The sequence below is a fragment of the Bacillus luti genome (assembly GCF_009739945.1).
Classification (GTDB): domain Bacteria; phylum Bacillota; class Bacilli; order Bacillales; family Bacillaceae_G; genus Bacillus_A; species Bacillus_A luti.
This window is the reverse complement of the sequence record NZ_CP040336.1, coordinates 2,108,848-2,130,292: the sequence shown is the minus strand read 5'-3', so window position 1 is coordinate 2,130,292 and position 21,445 is coordinate 2,108,848. Positions and strand designations below refer to the sequence as shown.

Genomic DNA, 21,445 nt, shown 5'->3' with positions numbered 1-21,445 from the left:
CTATTATGTATATTCCAAAGTATTTTAAAGTCACAAATGTTAATGAAATTTGGGATTTTGTTCAAAAAAACTCTTTTGGAACAATTGTCACAACAAAAAAAGAAAAACCAATCGCAACTCATTTGCCCTTTGGATTAGCAAAAGAAGGTGATGACTATTTTATTACTGGACATATGGCTTATGGGAATCCTCAATGGCGAACATTTGAAACCTGTGAAGATGTTCTTGTAATGTTTCAAGGACCGCACTCTTACATCTCTTCTTCTTGGTATGAACATGAAGAAGTGCCAACATGGAATTATCAAGCGGTCCATATATATGGTAAAGCGAGTATTTTAGATAAAGAGGAATTAATAGATGAATTAACAGCCATGCTGAAAAAATATGAAGTGCATCGTGAAAATCCAGTATTATGGGATAAACTTCCCCCTGCTCTCTTAGAAAATGAACTAAAAGGTATAGTTGGATTTAAAATTAAAGTGGCAGACATCCAGGCTGCATATAAATTAAGTCAAAATCGAAATGAGACGGATTATATTAACATTATTAATAAATTATACGATGAGGGAAATCCAGATGCGAAACAAATGGCGGAACTCATGGGGAGTAGATTGAAAAAGCACATATAATCCATTGTTACTCAACTCTCACATTTCAAAATTAAAGAACAGACTGGAGCGTTCTATCGGGATTTTTCTTTAGAATGTCAAAGATTGAACTGAAAGTGAATGGAGTTTAATAAAAAAAGAATCTATTTTGAAAAAAGATTATTCAAAATAGATTCTCACGTTTCAGTATTAAGATTATTTTAATCAAAAACAATTTCTATGCCTTAGAAATATCAACAAATCCTTCTCCAAATACATCACGAACATCGTGTATAGCGATGAAAGCAGCCGGATCCGTAGTTTGAACAATTCGCTTTAACTTCACTACTTCTTGCTTATTAATAACAACATAAAGAATGTCCTTCGGCGTTTTCGTGTAATAGCCATGACCTGAATACACGGTAACCCCTCTGCCCATTAAGGTTGTCACCTTCCCTGCAATTTCATCCGGATTATCAGAAATAATTGTAATAGCCTTTTTCGGATTCAGACCTTCAATTACAAATTCCATCACTTTCGTTCCGACATAAAGCATAATAATTGTCAGCATCAGTTTTTCTGCACCAATGATGAAATAAGATGAGAACGCAACGATTAAATCGAAGAACAATAGACCATAGCTAATGCTCCAGCCTAAATACTTATGCGTCATTCTCGCTAAGATCGTAGTACCTGCAGTTGTTCCGCCAACGCGAATAATTAGACCAATACCGCACCCTACAAATATTCCTCCAAAAATGGCATTTACAAGCATTTCATCCGAAGTAATCGTCCAACCTTCTGTCAAATGAAGGAACAATGAATTCGTAACTACAGCAATAATCGTATAAATTGTTGTGATCTTATTTAAAAATTTATAACCAACTATTAATAAAATCGCATTTAAAATTAAGTTGACTAAACCTGGTGACCACTCAAATAAATAATACGTAATAATTGTGATACCTGTTACCCCGCCCTCACCAAACTCATTCGGAATAACAAACAAATTGACACCTAACGCAAAAAGAAATGCACCGATAATAATAAAAATAATGTCTGTCGTTCTTTTTTTCATACAGTACCTCACTTCTTATGTAAATATTTATTCTGTCATAAACTCTCACCATTATATCGTGGAATATTCAAATCGAACAGTGGTTTATTTTTATCCCGCTTTAATGGGCAGTAAGACCCCCACCTCAAAATTCAGCGGAAGCAAAGAAGTTAGCTGGGGGATCAACTGCCCATAAAAGTCCGATTGGTTCAACTAATAATCAGTGGGGGATGAAGAAAACCCCCACTGATTAAAGTTTCACTTTATTTTAATATAGGTTGATAAATCAACTTTATCCTATATCCACATGTGATTAAAAAAGGATAACAACTGTATTTATTATGTGCTACAAATAAAATTTTGATTTCGCATCCAATTCACGCTAAAAAATGAATAGGAACACGTACTCGCATTAACTTCGAATACAAAACAAATAGGCGAAGCTATAGAATAGGCTTCGCATCAAGCGTGTGCTCACAGAGATTTATATTCATAAATCTCTGGTTTTTTCACTTATCTTTCTCCATATATTCTTTAATCTTTCGTTCTTCCCACTCTTTTCCGAATATCCCAAATGGAAAAGTTGTCAAACCGTGTATAACGATACCGATCCCCCAACCTGCAAGTGGATATAAAAACCATAATGTACTTGAATCAGAACTTATATTTATAAGAAAAAGCATTAAGTTCACTAGTATATACACCGTGAAATGAATGTAAAACGCTTTTAAATTCTCCATTCTTTTTTTAGCTCGTAAATAAACATCATCTCGCTCCACCCTTAAACACCTCTTTCAATATTGTATTTTTTCACCTTCGCTCCAGTGTTAACATCATATTCTAATCGGAAATCCGTTATTCTCAAAAAAGCATAAAACAAAAAAGTACCCATCGAATCATACATATGATGATTCAATGGGTACTGCATGATACATTTGTTATTTACAAGCGTCTAATTAAGACCAAATCCAAACATCATCATTACTTTCAACGTTGCTCTTTACCTCATAAACCTTTTCGATATGATCCGTTGTGTTCCAGTTAATTGAACTTCCACCCCAGCCCACATACTTCATATCAATTTTTACTTTCTCACCCGAATTAAATACTTGTCCTTTCGTTAAGAAAACATCAATAATAACTTTCTTCCCGTTTAGCGCTGGATACTCAACTACGACATATTTAGTAGCACCGTCTCCCTCATCTTCCATCGTTCCTATTTTTGATACTTCTCCAATTACATAATCAGGTGAGCCATCTTCTTTCATGTGCATACCTAACTTGTTTGTTGTATTTTCAACTGCAGTTGCAACCATATATTCTGTAAAATTACGCATCATAGATCCAGTAGCTTTTACTTCGTCTCCTACTTTCACGTTTGAAAGAGAATCTATATACACACTAACAGGTTCTTCATATTGCTTAGATTTTACTACAATCACACCGTTATCTACTTCTACTACTCGTCCTTCTAACGTCGAGAAATTCGATTCAATAGAAGCTGCACTCGCCTTTGACAGTTCTAATCCTGGTAAATTCGTTCCCGATAATGCTGCGATACCTAAAGCACCTGCTAAAATTAATTTTTTCATACCCATTATGAAACATCTCCATTCATGATGATTTTATTTTTTGATTGGATACGACCAACCTGTAACTATTATAGTTACAGGTTGGAAGGAATAGCAACCCTCTTTCTTATGCAATGTTGCATACTGTAATTTTCAAATATAAATCGGTTATTCCTATATTCAACACTAAGATTGAATTCTTGCATAACAGCAGGTAAACGGATTGATGATGAAGAAGCTAATGTCATGCATCATATTTTTTCAATGCTACGGTTTGTATAATCGTAGTTCATTAAATTTTGTAGAGGCGGAATTCATATGTTAAGAAAACCAAAAAGATTACAGCCAGGAGATATTGTGGCGACAGTAAGTGCTTCGTGGGGAGGCGCTGGTGATGCTAAGCTACGATGGCGGTATGAGCAAGGAGTAAAGAGATTAGAAGAAGTTTTCGGTCTTACGGTTATCCCAATGCCAAATAGTTTAAAAGGTAGCGAATACCTTTATAACAATCCAGGGGCTCGTGCGGAAGATTTAATGACTGCATTTAAAGACACACGCGTGAAAGCAATTATCGCGAATATTGGCGGTGAAGATAGCATCCGTTTACTTCCTCATATTGATTTTAATGTGATACGTGACAACCCGAAAATTTTCATGGGGTACTCTGACGTTACTATTTCACATTTATTCTGTCATAAAGCAGGTCTTTCCTCTTTATACGGTCCAGCAATTTTGACCGACTTTGCCGAAAATGTAGAGATGGATCCATATACAATTGAAATGGTAAATCGAACGCTCTTTTCCAATGAAACGATTGGCGAAATTCAACCAGCTCATGAATGGACGAGTGAGCGTTTAGAATGGATAGAAATAAATAAAAATACAAAGCGTACGATGCAGCAAAACAATGGATATGAGGTACTTCAAGGCTCTACGACTGTACAAGGGCGTTTAATTGGTGGATGTATAGAAGTATTGGAATTTGCAAAAGGAACGGAACTTTGGCCTGAGAAAAAACATTGGGAGAATAGTATCCTTTTCTTTGAAACCTCTGAAGATCCTCCAGAGCCAAGTTATATAAAATATTGGTTACGAAATTATGCAGCGCAAGGTATTCTGCAAAAAGCAAAAGGTATCATCTTCGGTAAACCGAAAGATGAACAATATTATGAAGAATATAAACATGAAATACTGCTGGTTATGAAGGAATATCATTTAGAAGATTTGCCGATTCTTTATAATTTAAATTTTGGTCATACTGAACCGAAGTTTATTTTACCTTACGGCGCGATGGCGGAAATTGATTGTGAACATGGATCTTTCTCTATTTTGGAAAGTGGCGTGGAGTGAAACTTTAAATGAATAGAGCCATAAGTTTTATAATTATGTTTCCTGATCCTACAGAAAGAATAGCATCTTTTATTAGCTTGATAGCGATATGGCGGGACTCAAATAAATAAAAACACTCCTCTGAGATATGACTGTGAATTTATACTTTTTAAAAGTATATAATTGGACGGAGATTACTTATCTAATAATTAAGGGGGATTTACGTGTATGGAAGTAACATTTACAGTAAGTAAATGGGATGAAAAACTACTCGATGATACTAGAAAAGATTTCCCTATTAATATTGCCCATGTTGAATATGATATTGATGGTGAATTAAAAGGAAAAGCTTTTGTTGAATACTTATTATATTATTTAGACTCAAATATAGATGATGGTCACTTGGCTACTGCTAAAATTTCTGGATTTTTACACTTTGAAGGAATTTATAAGGGGCAACAAGGGACATTTACAGCTATAGAGCAAGGAATATTTGATAAAGGAAATTTAGATTCCCCAGGAACAATTATCAAAGCTACCGGTAACTTAGAAAGTCTGAGAGGGTCCTATAATTATCAGTTTACAGGTCAAACCAGTAAACTAATTTTAGAGTTTGAATTTTAGCTAAATATCCTATAATTTAGTGGAAAGGACATTTCTTGTAATACTAGGAATGTCCTTTTTGTTGACGAGCTTATTCATTACTTTTCCTAGCAATTAAAGAATAATCCCCGAAAAACTCCCCTTCATTACTTCCTTTTCAAGTTGATTCCTACATGTAAACATCGCAATAATTTTCGTGCGATTTTTTTCATCAAGTTCAAATTGTTCAATGGTTACGTCACAACGAATCGTATCACCGCTAAAAACAGGACGTAAAAATTCAAAATCCATTTTGCGAGCTAGTACGTTATAATCACCACCAATTTTTGTAGGTAGCGTTGATGTTAAAAGCCCTTGTACAACAAATCTCCCCTGCTCATCTGGTGTAACATGATGAACACCTTCATCTCTAGATACTTCGGTAAATAACGCAACATCCTCTTTCGTAAACGTTCGCTCAAAAGTGATTTTCTCCCCTACTTGTAATTTCATTAATACCCCTCCTCAAAAGCACTTTTAAAATAAGAAAAACCGAAACTAAAAATCATTTCGGTTTTTCAATCTAAAGAAGTCTATTTATTTTAATGAATGTACAAACAACCCACTGCGCAGCTTCGGTTCAAACCACGTTGATTTTGGTGGCATAACTTCCCCGGCGTCTGCGATTGCTAATAAATCTTCCATTGATGTTGGATATAATGAGAACGCTGCTTTATATGCACCGCTGTTCACAAGGCGCTCTAGTTCTTCTAACCCGCGTATTCCGCCTACAAAATCGACGCGTGAATCAGATCGCGGATCATGTATTTCAAGTACTTGGCTTAATAGATGGTCTTGCAGAATAGACACATCTAAACCTTTCACAAGATCGTTCGCATCAAACGTTTCCTCTTTCACAGTGAGCTTATACCATTTCTCGTTTATATACATACCAAATGTTTTCGGCTCATTCGGTTTATACGGAGAAACATTTGCTTCTTCTACATAAAAATATTGCGTGATTTGCTTTAAAAACTGTTCTTCTGATAATCCGTTTAAGTCTTTCACAACTCGGTTATAATCCCAAATGGATAATTCATCTTGAGGGAATAACACTGATAGGAAGAAATTAAATTCTTCTTCTCCTGTGTAATTCGGATATTGTTCTCTTCGCATAAGTCCTACTTTTGCAGCCGATGCGGAGCGGTGATGTCCATCTGCAATGTACAAATTCGGAATATCTTCAAATGCGTTTACTAAAGTCGTAATTACTTCTTCATCTGCAATCTTCCATGCAACATGCCTAACACCGTCTTCTGCTGTAAATGTATAGATTGGCGCATGCTCCTCTTTCCAGCTACTAATTAAATGCTTCACTTCATCTTTTGTACGGTACGTTAAAAAGATAGGACCTGTATTTGCATCGCACACATCTACGTGACGAATGCGATCTAGTTCTTTTTCGTGACGCGTTCTTTCATGTTTTTTTATTGTGTCATCTTCATACTCATCAATCGATGTACAAACGACAAGACCTGACTGCGTTCTTCCTTGCATCGTCAATTCATAAATGTATAGTGCTGGCTCTTCATCTTGAATGAACACTTCTTCTCGTATAAAACGATTTAAATTTTCACCTGCTTTTTCATATACACGATCATCGTATGGTGAAAGTGCCGAATCTAAATCAATTTCTGCTTTATCAACGTGTAAGAAAGAATACGGATTTCCTTTCACAGCTTCTCTTGCCTCTTCACTATTTAATACGTCATACGGTAAAGCTGCAACTTGCAATGCCTTACCTTCTACTGGACGAATGGCCCGAAACGGTCGGATTTTTGCCAATTCCCTCTCTCCTTTACACAATCATTCGAACGGCTACAACACCTGTAATTTTGCTTATATTTTCCACAATATTCTCTTTTATTATATCATCAATTCCGTTATCAATATCAATCATTGTGTACGCCCAAGAATGTTTACTACGATTTATCATATCTGCAATATTAATATGATGTTCTGCTAAACATCCTGTAATTTGACCTACCATGTTCGGAACGTTTTGATGCATAATTGTAATTCGTTTCTTTCCGATATACGGCAATTCTACGTTTGGGTAGTTTACTGAATTACGAATATTTCCTGTCTCTAAATATTCACGTAATTGACGCGCTGCCATGATCGCACAATTTTCTTCCGATTCAGACGTAGATGCACCAAGGTGAGGCGTCGCTGTTACGTTTTTCATCTTTATCACATTTTCATTTGGGAAGTCCGTTACGTAATGTGTAATAACATCTTCTTCTAACGCTTTTTGAAGAACCTTTTCATCTACAAGTTCTCCTCTAGAGAAATTAAATAGACGCATACCTTTTTTCATCTTCTCTACAGCGTGTTCGCCAATAATCCCCTTCGTTTGATTTGTAAGAGGAATATGAAGGGTAATATAATCACATGTTGCAAAAATTTCATCAAGGCTAAATGCTCTTTGCACATGTGTAGAAAGGCGCCACGCTGTTTCAACTGAAATGTAAGGATCATATCCGACAACGTCCATTCCTAACGCTAACGCATCATTTGCCACTAAAGCACCGATTGCGCCAAGGCCGATAACCCCTAGACGCTTCCCAGCAATTTCTGATCCAACAAATTGTTTTTTTCCTGATTCAACAAGCTGAGGTACTTCTTCACCTTCTAAATTTTTCGTCCAGCTTACGCCATTAATAATGTTACGTGAAGACATAATAAGACTCGCGATAATGAGTTCCTTTACTGCATTGGCATTTGCCCCTGGCGTGTTAAATACTACAATCCCTTTTTCTGTACATCGCTCGACAGGAATATTATTCACCCCTGCACCAGCTCTTGCAATCGCCTTTAAATCTTTTGAAAACTCTTCTTGATGTAAAGAATAGCTGCGAAGTAAAATACCATCTGGATGGTCAATATGGTCCCCTACTTCATAACGCTCTCCGCCAAGAACTTGCAAACCTTTTTCTGCAATTTGATTTAACGTTTGAACACGAAACATATCCCCATCTCCCTATCTATTCTCAAGCTCAAATTCTTTCATATAATTTACTAATTGCTGTACGCCTTCTACTGGCATCGCATTGTAAATACTAGCGCGCATACCACCGACTGAGCGATGTCCTTTTAGTGTAACAAGGCCGCGTTCTTTCGCTTTTTGTAAAAACTGATTGTTAAGTTCTTCTGACGATGTTGTAAACGGAATGTTCATAAGTGATCGATACGTAGGATCAACTGGTGAAGTAAACAATTTAGATTCATCTAAGAAATTGTAAAGAAGTGACGATTTCATTCTATTTTGTTCTTCAATCGCAGATACTCCGCCTTGCTCTTTTAGCCACTCTAGTACAAGTTTCGTAACGTAAATACTAAAGGATGGCGGTGTATTATATAAGGAGTTATTTTTACTGTAAGTTTCATAGTTTAACATTGTCGGACAAACTCGGTCTGCCCCGCCAATTAAATCTTTTTTTATAATCACAATTGTTAAGCCCGCTGGTCCTAAATTCTTTTGCGCTCCCGCATATATGAGACCAAACTTCGAAACATCATATCGTTCTGATAATATATTTGAAGACATATCCGCAACGAGCGGCACTTCTTCTACATATGGAATGTCCACATATTTTGTTCCTTCAATTGTGTTGTTTGTTGTAATATGTACATAATCTAGTTTTTCATCGCCTAGTAAACTATCCAGTTTCGGAATCGTAGTAAACTTCTCTTTTTCAGAAGAAGCAATTACTTGTACTTCCCCTACTTTTTCTGCTTCTTGCATCGCCTTTTTAGACCATGAGCCAGTCAATACGTACCCTGCTTTTTTATGCGTATTCATTAAATTCAGCGGTATCATAGAAAATTGTAATGAAGCACCGCCTTGTAAAAACAATACTTCATACTCATCAGGAATGTTCATTAATTCACGAAGTAAGCTACCCGCTTCATCAATAATACTTTGGAAATAAGAAGATCGATGGCTCATTTCCATAATTGACATGCCTGTCCCGTTATAATTTACAAGCTCCGTTTGCACTTTCTCTAAAACTGGCAAAGGGAGTATTGATGGTCCTGCTGAAAAATTATACACTCTCTCCATCACCCGGATGACCTCCCTATTTCTCATCTTTTATTTTTTAAACTTTCTGAATTATACCCCACAATACAAGACACGGTCAATTTCTTTTCTATTATTACGGCGTAAGACGCAATGGAATCGCTTGCAAGTACCAATATATTTTTTATAAAGGGAACAAAAAAACATATCTACACAACAACATTCAAAACGTATACTGCTCTCCTTTCAAATTTGATAAGTTCTTCTCTTATTTATTTTACTTTTCACACATAAAAAAAGAGCGAATCTACATTCGCTCTTTCCCACATATTTACGGCCCAAAACTTATCATCCAACCTAACATAAATCCAAATACTGCAAACAGTATCATAAAAACAAATAAACTACATGCCCACAATGCATATTTTCGACTTTTTCTTTTTGTGATCATGCCTACGACTGAACATAACAATCCAACTCCAACTATTTCCCGAAAACCTTCGCCTATAAATGTTTCTTGACTAAGCAATGTAATGTTCAAATACAATAACGCTAGAAAGGCAATAATTAATGAAATAGTCCCCATCCATGTTTCCTGTTTATAACTATGATTCTTTCTTTTTTTTAAGAATGCCAATTCCATAATCTCGCTTCACCTACTTTCAAATTTCTAACTTTTTCATGACTCATCAATTTTTCAACTTCACCTTTAGGGCCAGTTACAACTGCCCCGTATGTTTTTACCCCATTTTTTTCAAGAAAAGAAATACGCTTTGACAACTCTAATGTTTTCGCTCTAGATAGCTTCACCGCTAAATCTTCATGCTTCTGTAATGACTTTAACACACCAATAAATTGTTCCTCATGAGGTGAATCACTTGAAAATGGACCACCTAGACTTGAAATCATATCTGCTGGAAATCCAATCGGTGCAACATACATACCCTCATCATTCTTTTGCTTCTCCTCTAATCCTGTATTAACGGCATACCAGACGATATCAATAGTAGGAAACATATTCGTTACCTCTTGTACACTTAATAATTCTCTAAAAGATACAAATGCTTCTACAACAGATTCTTGCGGAAGACCTTTTAATACTTGCGCTTCATCGCTACTATTATAAGACGTATTATAATTATTAGGATGAGACAATACCTCGTTATCTACATATGGGACTTCTGGAATTTTTTCATCTGTTGTATATTCGCGGCTTACTTTCGCCACTTTACTTAATAAATAATATGTTTTCTCTTCGCCTATTCGAATATCTTTCTTTCCTACCCTTTTATACAAATCAAAATTCAATTGTAAACTAAGCGGTAACAATGTTTGCTCCATGTCTCTTTCTTTCATAAATACATTTGGTTCCGTTACACTTATCGTTTGTTGTACTACATTCCGTATCTCCATTGCGTTTGTAGGTGCAAATACATAGTATAAGAGCGTAGATATATATAAAATAGGTTGAATCAGTAATAAAAAAGTAAATACAATTAAAACGTTCGTAATACGAGCTCTTTTTTTCCCTATTTTCAACACTTGCTCCTGTTTTCCATCAGGAAGAGATGCAGGCCTTTGATGAAGAGCTTCTTGCAACAAGTCTTGATAATCTTCTTGTTCAGAATGAGGTTTATCATTTGTCATTTTGACTCTTTTCCTCCTTTAACAATTGTTGTAATCTCTTTCTCCCACGAAATATGTGGCTTTTATACGTGTTTAACTTTAAATCTAATACAGAAGCACCCTCTTCATACGTTAATTGATGTACATCACATAATAAAACAGCTTGTGCCTCTACCACAGGTAAAGTATGAATAATCTGAATTAATTTTTCATAACTATTTTTTGCGACTACATACTCTTCTGTAGATTCAACTGCTTGTATTGTCTCTAATTCCTCCGTTCCTACAAAAGACACTTTTCTCTCTTTCCTAACAAAATCAATAAACGTATGATACGCCACTTTAAAAAGCCATGATTTTACCTTTTGGTTTTCATAGTCTTCTAGATAAAGATACGCCCGATAAAAAGTCTCCTGCATCAAGTCCTCCGCTACATGATGGCTACGAGAAAGGGAAAATAAATACCGGTACACATCGTTTATATAAACCTTATATATTTCTTCAATTTCCATCCCCCTCCTCCTTTCATATATAACACGAATAAGCGCGTTAAAAAGTTGCATTATTTTTCCTTTTTATTTATAAAAAAAGAAATAATATTCGAATAACTATTTACAATTATAAACAAAATATAAGATGTTATAACTATAAATCCCCAAAAAACTCCATATGTAGTATGTACGGAGATTACACCATAGGTTATTTACAAATTGTAGGTGGGAAATATTTGATGCTTACTTTATAAATACACAAAAAAGTGTTAAGTACATAATCGTACTTAACACTCTAGTAATAATAGAATAATAGCTAATTGTTCGTAAAGAACCGATCAAAAATTTGATAAATAGCAGAAAGACCAAAGAGCCAATAAATAGTGTCCACAAGCGCCGGCATTGAACCAAACCATTTCTCAACTACATTGTAATCTAACGCTACAAATAACCAATTCAAACCGCCAAGAATCACCAAAATTACTGTAAGGTAAGACAAAAATTTCATTATGATTGCCCCCTAGGTGATAAGATGGTGAAAGGCCTTTCACTAGAAATATATGTGGCAAAATTCAAAACTTACCTATTTAATAAAAATTATTTTCGGTACCAACCGTTAATAACTGCCTCTGCTTCTTTACTATGGATTTGATACGCATGCGTACTATTATTAGAGCCAATAAGCCAAATAGAAAAACCTTTAAAGTATGGTTTCGGTTCTAATACATCTCGGTAAGCACGCCATCCATTTAATTGCACATCTTTTGAAAACACATTTGAAACGTCTGGATTCCACGGATTTTGTAAGCCAAGTTCACGCGCTGGAACGTTAAATCCACCAAAGTAAACAGGCTTCCCAGTTGCTTTATGTAATTGTTCCAATTGCTGCACAACATTTTGTCCACGATTATATACTGTCGTCGCAAATAAACTTTGCTTCACTTCTTCGTACGACGGATTTCTACTTCCTGAAACTTCAAACCAACTATCGATACTAACAATGTCTACCTTCTTTAAATACGGGCGGTTTATTTTCTCAACAAACTTCGCTTCGTATGAAGGATCAAAGCTTGCCGTTAACCACCAATTCATTTGATACAAAACATTTCCTTTATACTGCTTACGAACAAAATCAATCGTATCGCTCCAGTATCCTTCTGCATATTCCATATTCACGAAATTAGAAGCAATCTTGAGTCCATACACATTGTATTTACTAGTAATGGAATTAAAAATATCCTGCAGTACAACCGTTTTCCAATTCCAGAAGAAATCATTAATATTACTTGGATTCCATTCCGTCTCTCCTACATTTCCTTGTTGAATGAATGGAAATGGTTCCACTATAACTTGAATATTACGCTTTAATAATTCTTGAATTAAAATAATAGCCTGTTTCTTTTGCGCCTGATTAATTACCATATTAGTAGAAGTTACATTCGGAATATCAACTTGAATTGGTACATTTACTGTATTTAAGTTTAAGCGTTCTACATCCGCTAACACTTTCGCTACATTTCCAACTTCCCATACCGTTACGTTTCCTGCTTTTATTTTTCCAGACTGAACAGTATTTACATCTGCCTGTACATTCCCTTGAAAACAAAAAGAAAACAGCATAATACACACTCCTAAAAAACTTACTACACTCTTATTTTTCTTCACAACTTTCCTCCTGTATTTTTTGGCATACTTGTTTATTCTATACAACGTTTCACATATATTCCATAAAAATATTTAATGAATTTTTATAATTGAAAATGATATTCATTATTTATTCACCCCTTATTCATACTAACCTCCTAAAAATAGTACGGTAAATAAAAAAAGAGCGTATTTTCGCTCCTTTTTTATCTTTTTACGATTGAAGTTATTGAACTTCTTCTAGTAATCTCATCAAATCCGTTTTTTCGTATAACATGTGACTAATTATGATATTTATGCATGATTTAACTATATTTTTCTAATATTTTTAGGGGCATCTTATTTCGCCTCGTCATATTTCACTAATTGAATTTACAACACATCCGTATGCTATTTAGTAAGATTTACTATTCGAGACGTAATTATTGCAGTAATTAAGATAATAATAGCGGTTATCAAGCCAGATTCTCCAATCCAAATCTCAGTTTGATATCCTGTACTTGCACGTGCGAAAGGTCCTTGAATAATGGCATTCCAAGTGGTATGGATGATAACCGAAGGCCAAACGCTACCTGTGGTAAGTCGTAAATAAGCTGTAATATAACTGAATGGTACAATACAAAAATAGATGCCAAGTACTGAAAGTAGGACAGATGCCCCCTCTACATATAGACCAGCAATAACAATTGGAACATGCCACGTTGCCCAAATCAATCCACTAATAAGGATAGGCCGTGAAAACTTTGCATCGACTAGCCTTGTGAGCATATAACCTCGCCAACCCATTTCTTCTCCCATAACTGGGATTAAGTTAAGCAAGCTTCCTAAAACACCGCTCAATACTACTAGATAAATGAAACTGAATGATGCCGGTAAATACTGAAGTCCAAGTATATTGTAGATTGGTTCTAACATCCCACCTTCGGGATGCTGAAACCTCGCAATTCCGCTCAACCAGGCGATAGAATAAGTAATCCCACATATTATCATAGGTATTAACAGAGCAAGACCAATCCCCTTCCAGATCTTTAAGTTACCGAGACTAAAAGATACATCTTTAAATCCTTCTTTCAGTATTATGCGAGTTAAAATAGAAGAAAATGCTGGGATAAACATATATACCACAATAAGCGGCATACTTTTAGTAATTATTACTAATACATTTAGGATGATAGAAGTAATGATTAAGATACTCAGAAAGAGTTGAAGCCCTATTTTAGCACGTTGGATTTTATCTTTATTGTGGAACGATTTTACATGTAATATCATTGTAATCCGCCCTTCCCCTTTACTTCACTTGTTTATCGAATTCACTTCTTGTCATTTCCACAGATACAACTTAGAATAAAAATATTTTGGCAGACAGATCATTCATCTTTAAAACCCCTCCCAAATTCATAATCTAGTCTTACTTGCGACTCATCAATGTAATTATTATTTATAAGTTGTCATAGCCGATAGTACAAAAGTGTAATGATTAACCTATGACTTGTGTCAATTTAACCTTATGACAATATGTAACTAGAACATATGATATGGAATACATAACAATTGAATTAAGGCAATTGATTCGTGCAAGTACATGAATCAATCTTGTTTATAAAAATAATTCAATTGAGGTGGCAAAGATGAATAAGAAAAGAATAATTGCAATGGTTAGTACAGCTTTATTAGTCACAGGATGTGTGGAAGTAGGAAACGCTCAAACGGTAGCAGTCGAAAATTCAAATCAATCAGTCCAAAAAAATATAGTTAAATCAATACAATCACAGGCTATCCCATTAAAAACGATAGAACCGTCAAAACCATTTGATGATCTAAGACCACTTAAGAAAATGATTGGGAGTGCACAATATGTAGGATTAGGAGAGAATACTCATGGAAGCTCTGAAATTTTCACTATGAAGTTTCGACTTGTGAAATATTTGGTTACTGAGATGGGTTTTACAAATTTCACAATGGAAGAAGATTGGGGAAACGGCTTAAAGCTAAATGAATATATCCAAACAGGAAAAGGAAACCCTAGGGAATTTTTAAAATTGTTATATCCTACTGATGAAATTATAGCCATGATTGAGTGGATGAAAGATTATAATGCTGATCCATCCAATAAAAAAAAGATCCAATTTATTGGGCTCGACTTAAAGGCGTTGGACCAAGGTAGCTTTAATAAAGTAATTGATTATGTAAGGCTGCATCGACCAGATTTGCTGGCAGAAGTAGAAGAAAATTATAAAGAATTGTCGTCTTTTACTGGAAGTATACAGGAATATATGAAACTTGCTCCTGAAAGGAAAGAGAAGTTTAAAGCAAACGCTGAGAGAGTAGCCCGATTACTAAAAGATAAGAATGAGCAACCCAACACAGAAATAATTCCATCCGAGTACATCTGGGTTAAAGCAACGGCGAGTGCAATAGAGAAATTTACCACAATGCTGCTCCCTAACGACTATCCAAGTATGATAAAGCTACATGAACAATACTTGGCCGATCATGCAATGTGGGCACAAGAGACATTGGGTGGTAAAACTATGGTATGGGGACACAATATTCATATAGCTAAAGGAATTATCGATGAGAAATTATACCCTTATGTTGCGGGGCAATTTTTGAAGGAACGTTTAGACAATAATTACGTCACAATTGGTAGTACAACTACGGAGGGAAATTTCACCTTATACAGCGAATATGATCCTTCCACTGGAGGTAAGATTACAACTCGTGAAATTCCACAAAATGTAAATAGCTTTAATTATACTCTCGGGAAAGTACCATATAACATGTTTTTATTGGATAACCGTCACCTTAAAGGACAAGCGGAGAAATGGGTTAAAGCAAAAAGACCATTACTAAGTATAGGGGGACAAATCTTCCCGAACGAATCGGCATACTTTGATAAATCATTGCTTGAGCAATTTGATATTATTTTTCATATTCGAAAAACAAGTCCATCTCATATTAAATAAAAGTACAAAACAATCCCGTTCTTGCAGATGCAAAAACGGGATTGTTTTGTGGAGGATAAAAGCATCTTTTTTAACCAGAAAGTAGGCTGCTCTCCCCTTTTTAACATCATTTAGAACTGTCATATGACACTTTTACACTAGTGAGAATGACAAAAAAAGCAGTATGATTCGGTTATTACATAGATAGGAGCGATGAACTTTATGAAATCAAGATTCATCCAGAATGGTTATTTTTTATTGCTAACTTTCGTTACAGGATTGTTTTATTTTTGTTTTTATCTAATAGCTCTGCTATTCAGTTTCACCCTTTCATTTACAGTAGTTGGGATTCCACTAGTTATACGCGTACTACAGACTACCACACCCTTTATCCAATTCGAGCGCATACAGACGAAAATTTATACAGATATTTCGACCGACTCTTACGATAGAAGTATAACAATGGATACATCGAACTGGGCTCAGGTGAAATTAGTGCTTACAGATCGTCGCACTTGGTTTGCTATCTATTGGTTAATGCAGAAATTTGTGATTGGCATTTTCAGTCTCATTAGTGCAATCATTTTTTATGTAATGCCACTTATGTTCCTGTTGGCACCACTACTATATCGATACATCGATATGAATATTATATTCATACAAATAGATACTTTTGCTAAGTCACTCTTTGTAATGTTTATGGGTATAGTATTTACCGCCATAAGTATTAGAATAGTCGATGGTTTGACAAAGAAAATTGGGGGCTATACACGTAGTATGATTCGGCAACTAAATCAATAGAAGTTTGCAATCTGTGAGTAGTATCGCAGTTTTAAATTTAAAAGTATAATAGGCATGAAAGATTAAATTATAATATAGGAAGTAAAAAGGTAGGCTACTTAGGGGGTAAATGACTTGTTAGATATGGTTAAGTATTGGTTTTGGTACGATTGGATTATGTTAGGGATACGTCTACTTACTAGTGTGTCTATCATCCTAGCTACATTAAATTTTCAGGATGGTTTAACATTACCACTTTGGATTATTATTCTTTGGGAAATTATTGCCTTCTCTGTTCCATGGGTAGCCTTACTTTTCAATTATAAATATTATTTATTCACAGAAATATTGCTTTATGGTGGACTATGTATATATTTAACCTCTTTATTTCCAGAGGCTTACAATATTTTTCTTATATCAGTGTTCCTTATTGCAGCAAATAGTAAGCATTTGTCCTATTATTGGACAGCTCCAACAACAGTTTTTACAACAACTGGAATTTTTTATGTAGTTGCGCCAAGTAATAGCTATTGGGTTATGGTCACCTATTATGGATTCGCATATGTAATGGGCTTCGCTTTTCATTTATTAATCGCCAACCATAAGCAAAATGAAGCAATTCGTAAACAAAACGCATTACTTGAGCAATATATGTCTCAGATTGAACGCATTACACTGGCAGAAGAACGGAACAGGCTGTCGAGCGAGCTTCATGATACAGTTGGTCACGCTTATACTTCTATTATTATGGGAATGGAAACGTTGCGTACCGAACTTGCTACTGAAATGGGTATACAGAGGCTAGATTCTCTGCTTGAAATGGGACGTAAAAGCATCGAGGACGTGAGAGGTTACCTACATCAAATGGATTCTCCGTATCAATCGCCTTCCTTGATTCAATCTCTACAAAATCTCGGAACCGAATTTCAGGAGCACGCTCAGGTAAACGTAAGTTTTCGGGCATACGGAGAGGAATATGAATTGTCTCGGCAAGCGAAGATCGCATTCATTCGCTGCTTACAAGAGTCCCTTACGAATGCAGTACGTCATGGTCAGGGGACTGAAATTATAGTTTCATTGCAGTTTGAACAACAATATACGAGATTAGAAGTTCAAGATAATGGAAAAGGAAATGTAGAATGGCAGGAAGGCTTCGGTATGAATGCGATGAAAGAGCGGGCAATGAATTTGCAAGGTCAATTGTCTGTATATACAAAGCCAGATGAAGGAATGCTTGTTACATGTACCATACCGCGACAAACTGAAATAAAAGATGGACTTATTCGTTTGTTAATTGTAGACGACCAGCCATTTGTTCGGGAAAGTTTGAAGACACTACTTGATAGATATGAAGATTTAAATGTAGTCGGTTTGGCCGAGGATGGCAATCAAGCCATCGATTTGTGTGGGCGCCTTCAACCCCATGTTATACTTATGGATTTAGATATGCAGCACATGGATGGAGTCGAAGCAACTAAAAAGATTAAGCAACAATGGCCACATATCCGCGTATTGATTTTCACAACTTTTCAGGATACCGAACAGGCGTTGGAATCATTTCGCAACGGTGCGGATGGTTTTTTACTCAAATCTATTGAAACGTTGGAACTAGCTAATACGATTCGACTTATTCACAAAGGTGGGACACTGATTGATCAGGGAATGTCTCACAAAATATTCGAGAAGTTTGATGAGCAAAAAGAGACACCACAATCAAAAGCAACCGCTTATGAGTTAACAGCTAGGGAGATTGAAATATTGCAACTAGTAGCAAAAGGACTTCGATACACTACCATAGCATCAAGATTATATTTATCGAATGGTACGGTCAGAAATTATGCATCCACAGCTTATGCAAAGCTAGGAGTCCGTAACAAGGAAGAAGCTGTTCAAAAGGCTCTAGAAATTGGAATTATTGAATAACAAAATATTTTGCGGGGTATAAAGTGAAACTTTAATCAGTGGGGGTTTTGTTCATCCCCCACTGATTATTAGTTGAACCAATCGGACGTTTACGGACAGTTGATCTCCCACCTAACTTCTTTGCTCCAACTGAATTTTGAGGTTGGAGTTTTACTGTCCGTTAACGCGGGATAAAAAGAAGTAACAAAGAAACAGAACGCTTTGTGTGGTTTCCTTTGTAACAGAGTAAAAGGCCCGTTATCATATAAGTAAATGTTAAAACACTTACTGTTTTGCAATAATAAAATCATTGAATCTTATACTCTAAAACACAAAAGCCTACTATCCACTTAACTGATAGTAGGCTTTTAAAATTATTTTAGGAATGGTTTATGTTCTAATTTATAAGTTTTCATCAGTGGAAATATTATCACTTCGGCTGTAAAGTTAACACTTTCCCCTCTATCCCCTCCGTATTCAATGTAGTCGTATGATATGTGCCATTTACCCAGTCATCTATTTGATCATGATACCAATCACTTCTAAAATGTCCTGATTGTCCTGGTCCTACGATATGATAACCGTTTGACATATCTTTCGTATCAATGACGAATCTCCAAGACGCCCCGTGATTTACAATACCGTTATCACCGTAACTCGCTGCTTGAACGGTAACTTGGCTTCCGCCAATTGGAACTGGTTTCTCACGATTAAATGCTAGTAGCGCTAGCATACTAGATGATTTCGAGATTGGATGTGTAAACGCAAGTTGATGATAATCGCCCCACTTCCATTCTCCAACATCTGATCCATACTCCTTCTGTAATTTCTTCATTACATTCTCGTACGATGTATGCACAACTTTTGTGAAGCCTCCGTACTTCGTAAACCAAGCGCTCTTTTCTCCTGTTACTTCTTTTCGAATCAATTCATCAACAACCTGTGACTTCCCTTCAAATAACTCCATCACATCTTTCGGTATTTCTTTTGAAAACAACGTATTTGAAATCTCTTTCATTAGCAAATGGAATATTAATGGTGCCGCTTCATCTTTACTATCGTAAAAATTCCACTTTGTTAATTGTTTTATGCCTTCTTTCTCTACTTCATTTAAATCTGCTTTATTTAATTCCTTTAAAAATATAGGAGTAAACTCTTTCCCATATAAATTCTTTTGATCCATCTGTAACTCTTCTAAATCTTTCACGGTATACTTTTCCTTCTCTTGCAAAAATTCTTGAATACGCATTTGTCTATATGGCTGCGCCCACGTATTACTAATATGATACGGATAATTATCATCAACAATTTTATTATTCGCCGTTGAAATAAACCCTTCTTTCGGATTAATTACTTTTGGCAGTTGATCAAACGGGATATACCCTTCCCATTCATATTCATCTGTCCATCCTGGAACAGGTAAACTACCATCGCCTTTTTTACGCACTGGTATATTTCCATTCGCTTTATAAGCTATCGTGCCATCGTTTGATGCAAACACAAAGTTTTGCGTTGGTGTGTGAAAATCTTGAAGAGCCGTTTCAAACTCATTCCAGTCTTTCGCTTTATTCATATTTAATACAGCCTTTAACTCAGCTGACGGTTCCAATGCAGTCCATTTTAAAGCAAATACTGTTTTCGTTTTCTCTTTCCCTTTATCCGCAAACTCTGAAATGACTGGACCGTGTCTCGTAACCGTAACATTATAAGGAATTGTTTTCCCGTCTTTTACTTTAATAGATTCATCAATAACAGTAGCCTTTTCCCATTTATCGTTATATAGAAATTCATTTTCATTTTTAGGATTTCGCTTCTCAATATATAAATCTTGCACATCAGGACCAGTATTCGTAACACCCCATGCTATTTTGTCATTGTGTCCTAATATAACACCTGGCACGCCAGCGAAAATAACGCCACTTACATGTAAGTCTTTCATTTCAAGTCTCGTTTGATACCATATAGATGGCGTCGCAAGAGATAAATGAGGATCATCCGCTAAAATCGGCTTACCAGACGCACTCTTCTCACCGCTTATCACCCAGTTATTACTCCCGTTAAATTCGGGCGGAATGATTGTTTTTGAAAAACTTTGTGCTACATTCACATTTGTATTTTGCAGTTCCGCTAGCAATCTCGGAGCATCTTTCGGATATGTAGGAAATAGCTCATTTGCTTGCTCTTTCGGAAGATTTCTCAGTGCCCAATATCGAAACGCTTGTCCGTGCCAATGGCCACCTAAATCAAACGCCATATACTTCCCAATCGTTAACGTATCAACAATGGACCATTCAGTAGGTTCATAGCCTAATAGAGTAAACTCAACTGGCAATCTCTTTTCTGCTTTCGCCTCACGTATAAAAGCGTTCACTCCATCAGCAAATGACTGCAGGGCAAATTTCGCTTCCCCATCATATTGACTAATAGACGCTTCGGCTGCTCGCCGTAAACCGAGCGTTCGAAACAACTTGTCACGATCAACAGCTGCTTCCCCAACAACTTCACTTAACATCCCGGAAGCTTGCCTTCTACTTAAATCCATTTGAAATAAACGATCTTGCGCTTGTACATATCCTTGTGAAAAATATAAATCATGTGCATTTTCCGCTTTAATATGCGGTACACCTTTATCATCTCTCTTTACCGTAACAGCATGTTGTAAATCCGCTAGCTTTATCGTTCCATCTATCTTTGGCATAGATCTAAGCGTATATATGTTCAAAAAAATCACTGTACAAATAACGAATAAAAGGACGATACTACTAGACCAAATAAAAATTTTCTTCCCTCTAGTTCTTTTCTTCTTTATGACGACTTCCATAGAACCCCTCCTTTCTGAAACTATTCG

At 35.8% G+C, this 21,445-nt stretch carries 20 protein-coding genes; 6 read left to right on the top strand and 14 right to left on the bottom strand.

The features are described from left to right. Positions 1-5 precede the first annotated feature (5 nt). Positions 6-629: an FMN-binding negative transcriptional regulator gene (locus EUC40_RS10925; protein ID WP_156575033.1), complete on the top strand. Its 624-nt coding sequence runs from the start codon at positions 6-8 to the stop codon at positions 627-629. Positions 630-825: 196 nt separating this feature from the next. Here the strand turns inward: EUC40_RS10925 and EUC40_RS10920 are convergent, their stop codons facing one another. The 3 genes from EUC40_RS10920 to EUC40_RS10910 form a co-directional block, all read right to left on the bottom strand. Beyond that, positions 826-1,665 carry a YitT family protein gene (locus tag EUC40_RS10920; protein WP_071710615.1) on the bottom strand — a complete coding sequence of 280 codons (840 nt, stop codon included), beginning with the start codon at positions 1,663-1,665 and terminating at the stop codon, positions 826-828. A 488-nt stretch (positions 1,666-2,153) separates the two neighbouring features. Next, the gene (locus tag EUC40_RS10915) at positions 2,154-2,423 is read right to left on the bottom strand and encodes a 2TM domain-containing protein (protein ID WP_156575030.1); all 270 of its coding nucleotides are present in this window, start codon (positions 2,421-2,423) and stop codon (positions 2,154-2,156) included. Between the two features lie 177 nt (positions 2,424-2,600). Beyond that, entirely contained in the window at positions 2,601-3,242 is a 642-nt protein-coding gene (locus EUC40_RS10910; RefSeq protein WP_156575027.1) for a hypothetical protein, read from the bottom strand. A 291-nt stretch (positions 3,243-3,533) separates the two neighbouring features. Between EUC40_RS10910 and EUC40_RS10905 the strand changes: the two genes are divergently transcribed. Both EUC40_RS10905 and EUC40_RS10900 read left to right on the top strand, forming a co-directional pair. After that, positions 3,534-4,565: a S66 family peptidase gene (locus tag EUC40_RS10905; protein WP_156575025.1), complete on the top strand. Its 1,032-nt coding sequence runs from the start codon at positions 3,534-3,536 to the stop codon at positions 4,563-4,565. A gap of 207 nt (positions 4,566-4,772) precedes the next feature. Further along, a complete protein-coding gene (locus EUC40_RS10900) occupies positions 4,773-5,168 on the top strand; it encodes a DUF3224 domain-containing protein (RefSeq protein WP_156575023.1) in 396 nt (131 codons plus the stop codon). A 93-nt stretch (positions 5,169-5,261) separates the two neighbouring features. On the opposite strand, the gene EUC40_RS10895 is transcribed toward EUC40_RS10900, so the two are convergent. The 10 genes from EUC40_RS10895 to EUC40_RS10850 form a co-directional block, all read right to left on the bottom strand. Beyond that, the gene (locus EUC40_RS10895) at positions 5,262-5,639 is read right to left on the bottom strand and encodes a hotdog family protein (protein WP_156575021.1); all 378 of its coding nucleotides are present in this window, start codon (positions 5,637-5,639) and stop codon (positions 5,262-5,264) included. 84 nt (positions 5,640-5,723) lie between these two features. Continuing rightward, positions 5,724-6,971 (bottom strand): DUF1015 domain-containing protein, encoded by a 1,248-nt coding sequence (locus tag EUC40_RS10890; RefSeq protein ID WP_156575019.1) that lies wholly within the window; start codon positions 6,969-6,971, stop codon positions 5,724-5,726. A gap of 13 nt (positions 6,972-6,984) precedes the next feature. Next, on the bottom strand, positions 6,985-8,157 hold the full coding sequence (locus tag EUC40_RS10885) for a 3-phosphoglycerate dehydrogenase family protein (RefSeq protein WP_071710605.1): 1,173 nt from the start codon (positions 8,155-8,157) through the stop codon (positions 6,985-6,987). 12 nt (positions 8,158-8,169) lie between these two features. Beyond that, a complete protein-coding gene (serC, locus tag EUC40_RS10880; protein ID WP_156575017.1) occupies positions 8,170-9,252 on the bottom strand; it encodes a 3-phosphoserine/phosphohydroxythreonine transaminase in 1,083 nt (360 codons plus the stop codon). Positions 9,253-9,541: 289 nt separating this feature from the next. Further along, on the bottom strand, positions 9,542-9,853 hold the full coding sequence (locus EUC40_RS10875; protein ID WP_071710603.1) for a hypothetical protein: 312 nt from the start codon (positions 9,851-9,853) through the stop codon (positions 9,542-9,544). Continuing rightward, positions 9,835-10,857 (bottom strand): anti-sigma factor, encoded by a 1,023-nt coding sequence (locus tag EUC40_RS10870; RefSeq protein ID WP_156575015.1) that lies wholly within the window; start codon positions 10,855-10,857, stop codon positions 9,835-9,837. Before EUC40_RS10870 ends, EUC40_RS10875 begins: the two co-directional genes overlap by 19 nt. Beyond that, a complete protein-coding gene (locus tag EUC40_RS10865; protein ID WP_071710601.1) occupies positions 10,847-11,347 on the bottom strand; it encodes a sigma-70 family RNA polymerase sigma factor in 501 nt (166 codons plus the stop codon). The genes EUC40_RS10870 and EUC40_RS10865 overlap by 11 nt, the downstream gene beginning before the upstream one ends. 295 nt (positions 11,348-11,642) lie before the next feature. After that, on the bottom strand, positions 11,643-11,834 hold the full coding sequence (locus EUC40_RS10860) for a DUF378 domain-containing protein (RefSeq protein ID WP_000670802.1): 192 nt from the start codon (positions 11,832-11,834) through the stop codon (positions 11,643-11,645). Between the two features lie 89 nt (positions 11,835-11,923). Beyond that, entirely contained in the window at positions 11,924-12,991 is a 1,068-nt protein-coding gene (locus EUC40_RS10855; protein WP_156575013.1) for a glycoside hydrolase family 113, read from the bottom strand. Between the two features lie 369 nt (positions 12,992-13,360). Further along, positions 13,361-14,239, bottom strand: coding sequence for a CPBP family intramembrane glutamic endopeptidase (locus tag EUC40_RS10850; RefSeq protein WP_156575011.1), 879 nt, complete (start codon positions 14,237-14,239; stop codon positions 13,361-13,363). Positions 14,240-14,598: 359 nt separating this feature from the next. Between EUC40_RS10850 and EUC40_RS10845 the strand changes: the two genes are divergently transcribed. The 3 genes from EUC40_RS10845 to EUC40_RS10835 all read left to right on the top strand — a co-directional run bounded on the left by EUC40_RS10845 (position 14,599) and on the right by EUC40_RS10835 (position 18,618). Beyond that, on the top strand, positions 14,599-15,936 hold the full coding sequence (locus EUC40_RS10845) for an erythromycin esterase family protein (protein WP_156575008.1): 1,338 nt from the start codon (positions 14,599-14,601) through the stop codon (positions 15,934-15,936). 201 nt (positions 15,937-16,137) lie between these two features. Then, positions 16,138-16,716: a sensor domain-containing protein gene (locus EUC40_RS10840; protein WP_071710598.1), complete on the top strand. Its 579-nt coding sequence runs from the start codon at positions 16,138-16,140 to the stop codon at positions 16,714-16,716. 114 nt (positions 16,717-16,830) lie between these two features. After that, entirely contained in the window at positions 16,831-18,618 is a 1,788-nt protein-coding gene (locus tag EUC40_RS10835) for a helix-turn-helix transcriptional regulator (RefSeq protein WP_156575006.1), read from the top strand. Between the two features lie 409 nt (positions 18,619-19,027). On the opposite strand, the gene EUC40_RS10830 is transcribed toward EUC40_RS10835, so the two are convergent. After that, a complete protein-coding gene (locus EUC40_RS10830; RefSeq protein ID WP_156575004.1) occupies positions 19,028-21,418 on the bottom strand; it encodes a penicillin acylase family protein in 2,391 nt (796 codons plus the stop codon). Positions 21,419-21,445: the final 27 nt, after the last annotated feature.